The sequence below is a fragment of the Allobosea sp. genome (assembly GCF_017308075.1).
GTDB lineage: Bacteria > Pseudomonadota > Alphaproteobacteria > Rhizobiales > Beijerinckiaceae > Allobosea.
In genome coordinates this window covers 66698-78041 of sequence record NZ_JAFKFX010000043.1, presented here as the reverse complement: position 1 = coordinate 78041, position 11344 = coordinate 66698, and the positions used below count along the sequence as shown (strand labels likewise).

8 protein-coding genes and 1 pseudogene are annotated in these 11344 nt (G+C 65.2%); 6 read left to right on the top strand and 3 right to left on the bottom strand.

The genetic code is table 11. The features are described 5' to 3' along the window. Nucleotides 1-60 precede the first annotated feature (60 nt). Nucleotides 61-1117: pseudogene (locus J0J10_RS22575) on the top strand (IS3 family transposase). A 222-nt stretch (nucleotides 1118-1339) separates the two neighbouring features. Next, on the top strand, nucleotides 1340-2347 hold the full coding sequence (locus J0J10_RS22570; RefSeq protein WP_291649422.1) for a helix-turn-helix domain-containing protein: 1008 nt from the start codon (nucleotides 1340-1342) through the stop codon (nucleotides 2345-2347). Between the two features lie 511 nt (nucleotides 2348-2858). Here the strand turns inward: J0J10_RS22570 and J0J10_RS22565 are convergent. Further along, nucleotides 2859-3125, bottom strand: coding sequence for a YMGG-like glycine zipper-containing protein (locus tag J0J10_RS22565; RefSeq protein WP_291638115.1), 267 nt, complete (start codon nucleotides 3123-3125; stop codon nucleotides 2859-2861). Between the two features lie 425 nt (nucleotides 3126-3550). Here J0J10_RS22565 and ctaD point away from each other — a divergent pair, with 425 nt between their 5' ends. From ctaD to J0J10_RS22545, 4 genes are all read left to right on the top strand, one after another. After that, nucleotides 3551-5164, top strand: coding sequence for a cytochrome c oxidase subunit I (gene ctaD, locus J0J10_RS22560; RefSeq protein WP_291649420.1), 1614 nt, complete (start codon nucleotides 3551-3553; stop codon nucleotides 5162-5164). 94 nt (nucleotides 5165-5258) lie between these two features. Beyond that, nucleotides 5259-6197: a heme o synthase gene (locus J0J10_RS22555; RefSeq protein WP_465247240.1), complete on the top strand. Its 939-nt coding sequence runs from the start codon at nucleotides 5259-5261 to the stop codon at nucleotides 6195-6197. 79 nt (nucleotides 6198-6276) lie between these two features. Beyond that, nucleotides 6277-7119, top strand: coding sequence for a pyridoxal kinase (gene pdxY, locus J0J10_RS22550; RefSeq protein ID WP_366826044.1), 843 nt, complete (start codon nucleotides 6277-6279; stop codon nucleotides 7117-7119). Between the two features lie 124 nt (nucleotides 7120-7243). Continuing rightward, entirely contained in the window at nucleotides 7244-8707 is a 1464-nt protein-coding gene (locus J0J10_RS22545) for an L-lactate permease (RefSeq protein ID WP_291649416.1), read from the top strand. Nucleotides 8708-8834: 127 nt separating this feature from the next. On the opposite strand, the gene pdxR is transcribed toward J0J10_RS22545, so the two are convergent. Further along, entirely contained in the window at nucleotides 8835-10274 is a 1440-nt protein-coding gene (pdxR, locus tag J0J10_RS22540; RefSeq protein ID WP_291649413.1) for a MocR-like pyridoxine biosynthesis transcription factor PdxR, read from the bottom strand. A 288-nt stretch (nucleotides 10275-10562) separates the two neighbouring features. Further along, nucleotides 10563-11342, bottom strand: coding sequence for an aldolase (locus J0J10_RS22535; RefSeq protein ID WP_291649411.1), 780 nt, complete (start codon nucleotides 11340-11342; stop codon nucleotides 10563-10565). Nucleotides 11343-11344: the final 2 nt, after the last annotated feature.

Sequence of the window (11344 nt, the reverse complement as noted above, 5' to 3'; positions counted from 1 at the left end):
CTGAATAGCCCCTAGATTCCTGGACGCCTTCTTCCCTAATTTTGAGGCAAGGAGGCCATGATGGGGCCCGGACATTTTACGGACGATTTCAAGCGTGATGCGGTCGCGCAGATCACCGAGCGGGGCTACCCCGTTGCAGAGGTGTCGAAGCGGCTCGGGGTGAGCCCGCACTCGCTTTACGCCTGGAAGCGCAAGTTCTCGAAGCCGCCGGTGTCGCCCAGCGTTGACCAGGCTGCGGAGATCCGCCGCCTGAAGGCAGAACTGGCGCGGGTCACCGAGGAGCGCGACATCTTAAAAAAAGCCACCGCGTATTTCGCCAAGGATGCAAAGTGAGATACGCGTTTGTGGCCGAGTATCGCCGCCAGTTCCCGGTGCGGGCGATGTGTCGCTGCCTGCGCATCCAGCCCAGCGGTTTCTATGCCTGGCTGAAGAATCCGTTGAGCCGCAGAGCTCGGGAGGATGCGCGCCAGATCGAGCTTCTCGATAAGGCCTGGAAGGAAAGCGGTCGGGTCTATGGCTACCGCAAGCTGCATGACGACCTGCTCGATCAGGGCGAGACCAGCTGCGCCAACCGCGTCGCCCGCCTGGCAAGGCTGGCCGGGATCAAAGCCCAGATCGGCTATCGGCGCCGGCCGGGATCTCATGGCGGCAAGCCGTCGGTCGTGGTCGACAACACCCTGGCCCGACAGTTCGATGTCGAGGCGCAGGACAAGGCGTGGGTGACGGACATCACCTACATCAGAACCCAGGAGGGCTTCGCCTATCTGGCCGTGGTGATCGACCTGTTCTCCCGCCGCGTCATTGGCTGGTCGCTTCAGAGCCGGCAGGTCACCGATGTCGTGCTGCAGGCATTGCTCATGGCGGTGTGGCGACGGAAGCCGAAGACCACGGTCCTTGTCCACTCTGATCAAGGCTCCCAGTTCACCAGCATGGATTGGGCGGCTTTCCTGAAGCACCACAATCTTGAGCATTCGATGAGCCGGCGCGGGAACTGCCACGACAGGAGGCAAGGCAGGACGTGTTCGACTACATCGAGATGTTCTACAACCCAAAGCGCAAGCACGTCAGGAACGGGATGCTGTCACCCGTCGAGTTCGAACGGCAGCACAATACGTAGCACGACGGCGTCTACGAAACTCGGGGCTATTCACCCTGCGCAATACGGCGCTGCCTGCGTTGGAGGGGTCATGTGTCGCCGGGCCCGCGCCATTGCCTGACCGATCCGCCCACGCGCCCCTTCCCTTACGAAGGTGTAGATTGACGCACGGCCGCAACCACGTGAAATGATGCAATTGAGGGCCTACGCCGACATAATGGGAGCGTCACCACAGGCATTACCTTGGAACCGATCGAAATCTCGACACACGGACTTCCGATATCGCAGCAACTTGATGCATGGCAAGGATGGTTCGATACGGTCTTTGACCTTCATGTCTTGGAACCGGAACCAGGTTTCGCCGCCAAGAGCGTACATTGGTCGTTCGGCAGCATGTCACTGAGCCGGGTTGCTGCTCCAGCACTTCGGGCCGTCAGGTCGAAAGCTCTGCTGCGTCGAAATCCGGTCGACCATTGGGTTATCACAGTGGGGGGACGAAAGACGTTCGGCATCAGTGCAGGTGGCATCGCATTCGAGGTTCCGGCAGGCATTCCATTCGTCGCATCGCTGGGACAGGAATTGGTGAGCCAGCGGGCACAGGATGAACGGCTCCAGCTCTATCTGCCAAGGGACAGCTTCAGCGATCTGGCCTGCGTGCTCGACGCGGTTCAGGGAACGCCTCTGAACACGCCACTCGGGCGATTGCTCGGCGACTATATCCGCCTGCTTGAGCGGAGCTTGCACGACCTGACGACGGCCCATGCCCCGAAGCTGATGGAAGCCGTTAAGACGATGATACTCGCCTGCCTGTCGCCTTCGGCCGATCCTCAGGCTGCCCGGCAGATCCTGCTAAGCCGGCGCGAGAAGGCGAAGCAGGCCATCGTAAAGCATCTTCGACATCCCTCTCTTGGGCCGGAGAGCCTTTGCCGCGAGTTGGGCATGTCTCGCAGTCAGCTGTATCGCCTGCTCAAGAATGACGGCGGCATAGCGCAGTACATCCAGAGGCTGCGGCTGCTCCAGGCACATGCCGAACTGTCGGACGCCTCGAATGAAGGCTCCATCAGATCCATCGCTGAATCGTTCTGCTTCCCGGATGGTTCCAGTTTCGCGCGCGCCTTCAAGCTGGAATTCGGCGTCAGCCCGAGTGATGTGAGGGCAGCCGCGCTTGCCGGCCATGGCTCGATCGCGCGGCCCAGGAGCGTTCAGAGCTCGCAGTTCGGGACATTGGGCGATTGCCTTCGCCAATTCTGAGTTGGAGCGCCGAGCTCGCACTCGCCGGCTCGCTCCCCTGCCCGCAAATCCGCGGCCATTGCGCATTTTGATCGGCGCAGCATTGCGCTGATTGGCCATGGCGCCGAAAAACGGAACGAAACGGGGAAGGGACGCCCACCTGAAGAGGCCGTGACATCCCTTCCACATCACGGCAGGATCAAACCGTCGAGGGCCAGGGCATGAAGAAGTTTGCCATCGTGATGTGCTGCCTGCTGCTGGCGGGATGCGCAAGCGTCAGCAATTGGTCGAGCGCTCCTGGCGTCGATCCGATGCAAAGCGATGGGCACAGCTATGTGCCTGTCGGAGCGGGAACATACGACCCGCCACCGGATGAGCAGCGGCCTGTCAGCACCTGCACGATGAGGGGGCAGAACGTCATCTGCCGCTAGCTACCGCAGGCCGAACGACGCTTCAGATCATTCAGGCGCCGCCCTGACGGTGGCGCCTGGTCATTAGACGCTCTGACGAGCGCATCTCCCAACCAGATTTGTCAGGGGCAGCGCGCGGTAAACCTGCGGCCGTTCCGATCTTGATAGATGCAGTTGTTCGGGGTCGTAGCGCGGCCGATCAATGCACCGGTCACCCCGCCTGCGACGGCGCCTATCGCGGCGCCACGCCCCCCGCCCGCCGCTGCACCAATGAGAGCGCCGCCGCCCGCGCCGATCGCGGCACCGCCAAGGGTCCGCTGCGATTGAGAATCGGTATTGCAGCCCGCGAGGGCGATAGCGAGGCCAAGGAAAACGACAGTTCGAATCATGACGGCCTCTCGAGATGCCAGGGTGCGAGCACGGCTACGGAGAGATCATTATTTAGACCGGACGCTCAGAACCTCCATCGCGCAGCGTCCCAATGAATGTGCAATACGTTCCTAACCGCCGGATATCGCTCCACGGGGAGCTCTTGAATGTCAGCGCAGCGAGGAACGCATCGGACGCTTGCCTGATCGTGGACCTGCTGGCAGTGGCGTGCTGCCGATCTTCGCGGTGGATGGCCTGCGGCTGATCGAACGACTGACCCTGATGCTGCGCGCCAAACCGGCCTGACGCCGCTCCCTCGCCGGGCGACCGGCATAGAAGCCAAACCGGAACTGGCTCTTATCGGCCGCTGGACACGGTCCTAGGCAGCGATGTCGCGGCGCTCCGATGCGCCGCGTCGCTCACGCCAGGGTCGGAGTTCAAAGCCATGGCCATCAAGACCGAGGAGCTGAACCGGGATCACGCGGTTCCCAGCTTCGCAAGACGCTGGTTCGCCTCGACCAACCACAAGGATATCGGCACGCTCTACCTGCTGTTCTCGCTGGGCGCAGGGCTATTGGGCGGCTTCCTCTCCGTGGCGATGCGTCTCGAACTGCAGGAGCCCGGCCTGCAATGGTTCAGCAACCCCCAGACCTTCAACGTCTTCGTCACCGGTCACGGCCTGATCATGATCTTCTTCGTGCTCATGCCGGCCCTGATCGGCGGTTTCGGCAACTGGTTCGTGCCGCTGATGATCGGCGCACCGGACATGGCCTTCCCGCGGATGAACAACATCTCGTTCTGGCTGCTCGTCGGCGGCTTCGTCCTGTTCGTCATCTCGATGTTCGCGGAAGGCGCGCCCGGATCCCGCGGCGTCGGCGGCGGCTGGACCATGGTGCCGCCGCTCTCGGTCGCCGGCCATCCCGGCCCGGCCTTCGATTTCGGCATCCTGGCGCTGCATATTGCCGGCGTGAGCTCGATCCTCGGGGCGATCAACTTCATCACGACGATCCTGAACATGCGCGCGCCCGGCATGAGCATGCACAAGATGCCGCTCTTCGCCTGGTCGATGCTGGTCACCGCCTTCATGCTCCTGGTCTCGCTGCCGGTCCTCGCCGGCGCGATCACCATGCTGCTCACCGACCGCAATTTCGGCACGACCTTCTATGATCCGGCCGGCGGCGGCGACCCGCTCCTCTACCAGCATCTGTTCTGGTTCTTCGGCCACCCCGAAGTCTACATCATGGCGCTGCCGGCCTTCGGGATCGTCAGCCACATCATCTCGACCTTCTCCAGGAAGCCGATCTTCGGTTATCTCGGCATGGCCTATGCGATGGTGGCGATCGGCGTGGTCGGCTTCGTGGTCTGGGCGCACCACATGTTCACCGTCGGCTTGTCCCTCAACACCCAGGCCTATTTCACCTTCGCCAGCATGGTCATCGCCGTGCCGACGGGCATCAAGATCTTCTCCTGGGTGGCGACGATGTGGGGCGGATCGATCCGTTTCACCGCGCCGATGTACTGGGCGCTGGGCTTCATCTTCGTCTTCACCATTGGCGGCGTCACCGGCATCGTTCTGGCTAATGCCGGCATCGACCGCACGCTGAACAACACCTATTACGTCATCGCCCATTTCCACTACATTCTCTCGCTGGGCGCCGTGTTCATGATCTTTGGCGGCTGGTATTACTGGTTCCCCAAGATGTCCGGCTACATGATCCCCGACTGGATCGGCCGGCTGCACTTCTGGATCGCCTTCATCGGCTCGAACATGCTGTTCTTCCCGATGCATTTCTCCGGCATCGCCGGCATGCCGCGCCACTATGTCGATTACCCCGACGCCTATGCCGGATGGAGCCGCATCTCCTCCTTCGGCTCCTATATCTTCGCCGCAGGCGTGATCTTCTTCCTGTTCGCCATGCTCTATGTCGTCCTGATCCGCCGGGAGCCGGCGCCGGCCAATCCCTATGGTGAAGGCGCGACCACGCTGGAATGGACCCTGCCCTCGCCGCCACCCTTCCATCAGTACGCGACGCTGCCGAAGGCGCCTTCCGAGCCTTGACGGCCGGCCGCGCCGGCGCGACCGACCCCAGCCCTCCTTCGCATCGGCTCCGCTGCGTCCCGGCGCAGCGGCGCACATGCTCCCGGAAAAGACCATGATCACGAAGAATCTTCGCCAACTGCCCGTCCCGGCGCGGTCGATCCCGGTGCCCTCCATGGCGCTTCCCGGCGATTATTTCGCCCTGATGAAACCGCGGCTGATGTCGCTCGTGATCTTCACCGCGCTGGTCGGCATGATGTTGGCGCGCCAGGGCCAGCCCGTGCTGGTCGCATTGTGTTCCCTCCTGGCGATCGCGGTCGGCGCCGGAGCCTCGGGCGCGCTCAACATGGTCGGCGATGCCGATCTCGACCCTCTGATGAGCCGGACCCGCCAGCGCCCGATCCCGGCCGGGCGGGTGACGCGCGACGAGGCGCTGGGCTTCGCGATCACCCTCGCCACCGGCTCCGTCATGGTTCTCGGCCTGGTCGCGAACTGGCTCGCGGCGCTGCTCCTGGCCTTCACCATTCTCTTCTACGGCGTGATCTACACGCTCTGGCTGAAGCGCTCGACACCGCAGAACATCGTCATCGGCGGCGCGGCAGGCGCCCTGCCCCCGATGATCGGCCAGGTCGCCATGACCGGCCAGATCGACCTGATCGGGATCAGTCTGTTCGCCATCATCTTCTTCTGGACGCCGCCGCATTTCTGGGCCCTGGCGCTGATCAAGGCCGATGATTACGCGCGCGCCGGCATTCCGATGATGCCGAACGTCGCCGGCACCAGGTCGACGCACCGGCAGATCCTCGCCTACACCCTGATCCTCGTCGGCGTTTCCTCGAGCCCGTATCTCCTCGGCTTCGGCGGCATCGCCTATCTTGCCGTCGCCGGCATCGGCGGCACGGCGATGCTGCTCTGCGCGCTGGCCTTGCGCGACGACGTCGAGCACCGGCGCGCCGATCGCGCCGCCGGCCGGCTCTTCGCGGTGTCGATCCTCTATCTCTTCGCGCTCTTCGCGACATTGCTTGTCGAAAGCACCGTAGCGGGCCTGCGCTAGCGAAACGCAGGCGCCGTCCGACAGCAAATTTTCACGCCGATCGCTGCGGCATGGCGCGAGAAAGGAAGCAATCTTGCTGGTGATCTCAATCCAGAGTCAGGTCGTGCACGGCCATGTCGGCAACAGCGCGGCCGTCTTTCCGATGCAGGCGAAAGGCCTCTCGGTCGCCGCCGTTCCCACCGCCCTGTTCTCGAACCATCCGCATTACCCGACCATGCACGGCCAGATCCTCGGCCCGGAACTCGTCGCCGGTCTCCTGCGCGGCGTCGAGGAACGTGGCCTGCTCGACAGCGCGGCGGCGATCATCACCGGCTATCTCGGCTCTGTCGCGAATGCCGAAATCATCGCCGATTTCATCGCCCGTGCCCGGCAGCGCGCCCCCGGGCTGCTGCATATCTGCGATCCCGTGATGGGCGACGACGATCTCGGCGTGTTCGTTGCGGAGGGCCTGGTCGAGATCTTCCGCGAGCGCCTCGTCCCGCTGGCCTCGCTGATCACGCCCAACCGATACGAGCTCGAACTGCTCGCCGGCACCGAGGCCCGCTCGATGGACGGCATCGCCGACGCCATGGCGACGCTTTGCCGGAATGGCACCCAGGCGGCCGTCGTCACCGGCTGCGTGCTCAACGATACTGCTTCCGGCTCGGTCGAAACCGTGGCCTGGTCGCCGACGGGCATGTCGCGCACCGCGGTGCGACGCCTGCCGATCCGCCCCTGCGGCACGGGCGATCTGTTCACCGCACTGCTGACCGCCCGCCTCTGCGCCGGTGAGGCCTTGTTGCGTGCTGCCGAGGGCGCCACGATGGAGGTTTTCTCGGTGCTTGAGCGCACCCAGGCCTGCGCCACGGCCGAAATGGCGATCACCGGCTTCCGCTTTGCCGATCGGCCGCTTCCGGAGCCCGCCGAAGCGGCCGCTTCATAGCGGGTATGCAGGATCGGGCATTTCCGGACGCGGGCGGCGGCTCGACCTTGCCAGGTGCGATCGGGGCGAAGACATCGGCGAGCTCCGCCGCTGGCGAGAACGGCCCGCTGGAGGCGGACGCGAATTGACCTATCTGATCTGGACCTTGCCGGCCCTGGCGGTGATCGGCGCAATCGCCAGCGGCCGGGTCGGCACGCTCGCGGCCTCGGTGATCGGCATCGCGCTTGCCCTGATCGTCGCGCTCACCACCGCGCCGGTCGACTTCAAAGCAGCGCAGGCCGGCATCGCCATGCTCCGCGGCGCCTGGATAGGCTGGGTCGTGGTTCCCTATATTCTGGGAGGCCTGCTGTTCTGGCAGATGGCGATGCGTCCGGGCGACAGCGTCGTCACGGAGGAGGCGCGGATCGGCGGCGAAGCTGGCCGGCGCCGATTGCTGTTCAGGGCCTGCTTCCTGATCGGCCCCTTCGCCGAATCCGCGACCGGCTTCGGGATCGGCATCATCGGAACCCTGCTGCTGATCCGTCGTCTCGGGCTTTCGCCGCTCCATCTGGTCTGCTTCTCGCTGATCAGCCAGACCATGATCCTCTGGGGCGGCATGGGCAGCGGCGCCATCATCGCCGCAGCCTATGCGCGGACCGACCCGACCACGCTCGCGGTCCATTGCAGCCTGTTCCTCGTCGCCTTCAACCTTTTCTGGCTGCCGCTCTATTGGCGCCTCGCCGCCCAGGCCGGCATCGCAGCGGAGGCCAGCGAGAAGCGGAGCGAGGCGCTCTGGCTTGCAGGCAGCGTCGCGCTCCTGATCGGCGCAACGGCGCTGATCGGCCCCGAAACCGCGATGCTCGGTGCCTATGGGCCGATCATCGCGCTGCGCTACCTGATCGATGAACGGCCGGACCGGCGTCGCTTGGCCGAAGTCTTCCGCAAGGTGCTGCCCTTCGTGTTGCTGATCGGCTGGCTGGTGATCACCAGGCTGTCGCCGCCGCTGCACCGCCTGCTCGAGGACAGCCTGCGGCTCTCGCCCTTCGTCGGCACGCCGTCCTGGTCGCCGCTCTTCCATGCCGGGACGTGGCTCGTGGTCGCTGCCGTCCTCACCGGACTGCTGCGCGGGCAGGCCGGCGCCCTGGCCAAGGAGGCGCAGGCCGCCTGGACCACCGGACGGCTCGCGGTCCTCTCCGTCATCGCCTTCTCGATGATGGCCGAGATCCTGTCGGAATCCCGGATCGCCAGCGGTCTGGCGGAAGGGCTCTATCACCTGTTCGGACGCTGGGCGCTAATCCTGACGCCACAGATCTCGGCCGTTTTCGGGGCGCTCGCCAACAGCGGCAATGCCGCAAACGGCCTCTTCATGGTGTCGCAGGTGAGCCTGGCGCAGGAAGCGGCGCTCAATACGGCCGCGGTCGCGGCGCTCCAGCATAGCGCCGCCCTGTCGCTCAACATGGTCTCGCCAGTGCGCATGTCGATCGTCTGCGGCCTGGCCGGCACCCCCGGCCATGAAAGGGAGGCCTATCGCGCCATGACCCCCTTTGCGCTGGTCGTCATCGGCGTCCTCCTGCCGGCCTCGGTGCTGATCGCGCTGCGGCTGGTCTGAGCGCCGCGGCACGGCCAAGCGCCCAGCTGGGGTATTTCCGCGTTTGCCCGAAACGCGAAAATACCCCAGCTCGTTATTTTATCGCATTTTCTTCATGCGAACCGGTGTCCGCTTCGCTCGAAAATGCTCAGGGCATGGACCGGGCGAGGATATCGATCGCGCGCATCTGTTCGCGCTCGTCCAGGCTCGCGAAACCGAGCCGGAAAGCCTCCGGGGGCCTGGCCGTCTCGAGCTCGAAGTTCAGCCCGGGGAGGACGGAAAGGCCGAGCCGCGCGGCGTTCGTCGCCCAGGTCTCGGCGCTGATCCCTCCCAGCAAGCGCAGCCAGATCGCCAAGCCGCCAGCCGGCAGCGAGAACTCGGCGACCTGCGAGAATCGCTCCGCCAGCAATCCCGCCAGATGGTCGCGACGACCGTGATAGATGCGGCGGGCTTTGCGCGCATGCCGCTTGATGGTGCCATCCGCCAGCAGGTCGGCGAGCGCGTTTTCGAGTGCGAGATCGCCCTGACGGTCGAGCGAAACCCGGCGATCCGCCATCGGCCGGAGCAGTTTCGGCGGTGCGACCGCATAGCCGACGCGGATACCCGGCGCCAGCAGCTTGGAGAGCGAACCCAGATAGATGATCGGCAGCTCGTCGCTGGCGCGCGCCGCGAGGGGGAGGATCGGCCGGCCGTCGAAGCGATACTCGTTGTCGTAGTCGTCCTCGATCACGACCAGGGAATACTGCCGTGCGATCTCCAGCAGGCGCAGGCGCCGGGCGGCGCCCAGCGTCACCGTGGTCGGGTACTGGTGATGCGGCGTGACATAGACCGCGCGCAGATTGCGGTTGCCGTTCGCCAGCCTCTCGAGCGCCTCGACATCGATGCCGCCGCCATCGACGGGGACGCCGATCACCGAAATGCCGGCGGCGCGGAAGGCCGACCAGGCCAGCGGATAGCCCGGCCGCTCGACGGCGATCGCGGTGCCGGGTTCGGCGACCGCGGATGCCGCGAGGAACAACGCCATCTGGCTGCCCCTGGCAACGAGGATGTCGTCGGCCGAGCTCGCCAGCCCGCGCTCGTCGCGAAGATAGGCCGACAGCGCCTCGCGCAGCATCCCGCTGCCGCGCGGATCGCCGTAAGACCCGCCCGAGGCGAAGGCGTGGCTCATCAAGGCCCGCCGGAAAGCCTGCGCGAAGGCCGTCGTCGGAAGCAGGCGGACATCGGGATAGCCGTCCGAGAGCTTGAGCATCGGACGTCCGGCCGGGCGGGGCGCCGCCGGCTCCGGTACCGGAACGCGGCGAGCGGGCGGCGGCGCGCGAATACCGTCAGGAAGATCGGTCGCGACGAAGGTCCCGCGCGACGGCTCGGTCGCGAGCCAGCCCTGCATGGTCAGCTCATGATAGGCGGCATCGACGGTGTTGCGGTTGAGCTGGAGCGCCCGTGCCAGCGCCCGCGTTCCCGGGAGCGGGCTCCCCGGCTTGAGCCGGCCGCGATCGATTTCCTCGATAATGGCGCGGGCGAGCGCCAGGAAGATCGGCTCGCGTCCCTCGGGCCTCACCTCGACCGCGAGTGTCGTTCCTTTTCCCATAGATCACACCACAATGCCCACATCACCCGATGCGCCTGGCTTCGTTTCGCTGCCACATCGCAGCCGGATGATGCAATGAGCCATGATGATCTAATTTGGCTGGGCCGGATTGCGATCGAATTGCACGCTTCCGGCCCACCACCGGCGGCAGCGAAACGCCGCCGGACGGGGCCATCTGCTCTGCCATCGAGGATTTCACGACGCACCTCACAGCCCGGCGGCGGCGATCCGCCGGGCCGTCGCCCTCATGAGCGCAGGGCGAGGGATGCCGGCCGACCGCGCCGGCGGCTAGAAGCCGCCATGCGCCTTGATGGTCCGGCGCGCGTAATAGGCGAACGCCACGCTGTTGCGCTTGGGCGTATTGATCCAGTCGCGTGCCTCGGTCGCCAGCGCCGGGTTGATCGGCTGGATCGCACCGGCCGCCATCGCAGCCAGCTGCATTTTGGCGGCCCGCTCGAAGGCGAGCGCGATCACGCAGGCTTCCTCGACCGTCCGTCCAGCCACCAGCAGGCCGTGATGGGCGAGGAGGAGTGAGCGCTTGTCGCCGAGCGCACCGGAAATCAGTTCGCCCTCATCATTGCCGACCGGCACGCCCGGCCATTTCGGCACGAAGGCGACATCGTCATAGAGGATGCAGTTGTCCATGTGAGAGACCTCGAGCGGCGTCTCCAGCATGCTCAGCGAGGCCGTATGGAAAGCGTGGCTGTGCACGATGCAGTTCACATCCGGCCGGGCCCGGTAGACCCAGGAATGGAAGCGGTTGGCGGGGTTGGGCATCCCCTCGCCTTCGACCACCTTCAAATGCTCGTCGACGACGAGAAGATTGGCCGGCGTGATTTCATCGAAGCCGAGGCCGAGCCGCTGCGTGATATAAGTGCCCGGTGCTTGCCTCACGGTGATCTGGCCGGCGAGTCCGGAATCATGGCCGTTATGGAAGAGGATACGGCAGGTCAGCGCGATCTTCTCGCGCAGGGAATAATTCCCCTCGTCGAGATGGGACCGCATCGCTTCCTGCGAGCGCTCCATCAGGCTGGCCTTGTCGAGCGTGAAACTGTCTTCGGTCTGCATGG

Coding starts and splice junctions, on each gene's coding strand:
- J0J10_RS22565 (WP_291638115.1), bottom strand. CDS start 3,125: ATGATTCGAACTGTCGTTTTCCTTGGCCTCGCTATCGCCCTCGCGGGC.
- ctaD (WP_291649420.1), top strand. CDS start 3,551: ATGGCCATCAAGACCGAGGAGCTGAACCGGGATCACGCGGTTCCCAGC.
- J0J10_RS22555 (WP_465247240.1), top strand. CDS start 5,259: ATGATCACGAAGAATCTTCGCCAACTGCCCGTCCCGGCGCGGTCGATC.
- pdxR (WP_291649413.1), bottom strand. CDS start 10,274: ATGGGAAAAGGAACGACACTCGCGGTCGAGGTGAGGCCCGAGGGACGC.
- J0J10_RS22535 (WP_291649411.1), bottom strand. CDS start 11,342: ATGCAGACCGAAGACAGTTTCACGCTCGACAAGGCCAGCCTGATGGAG.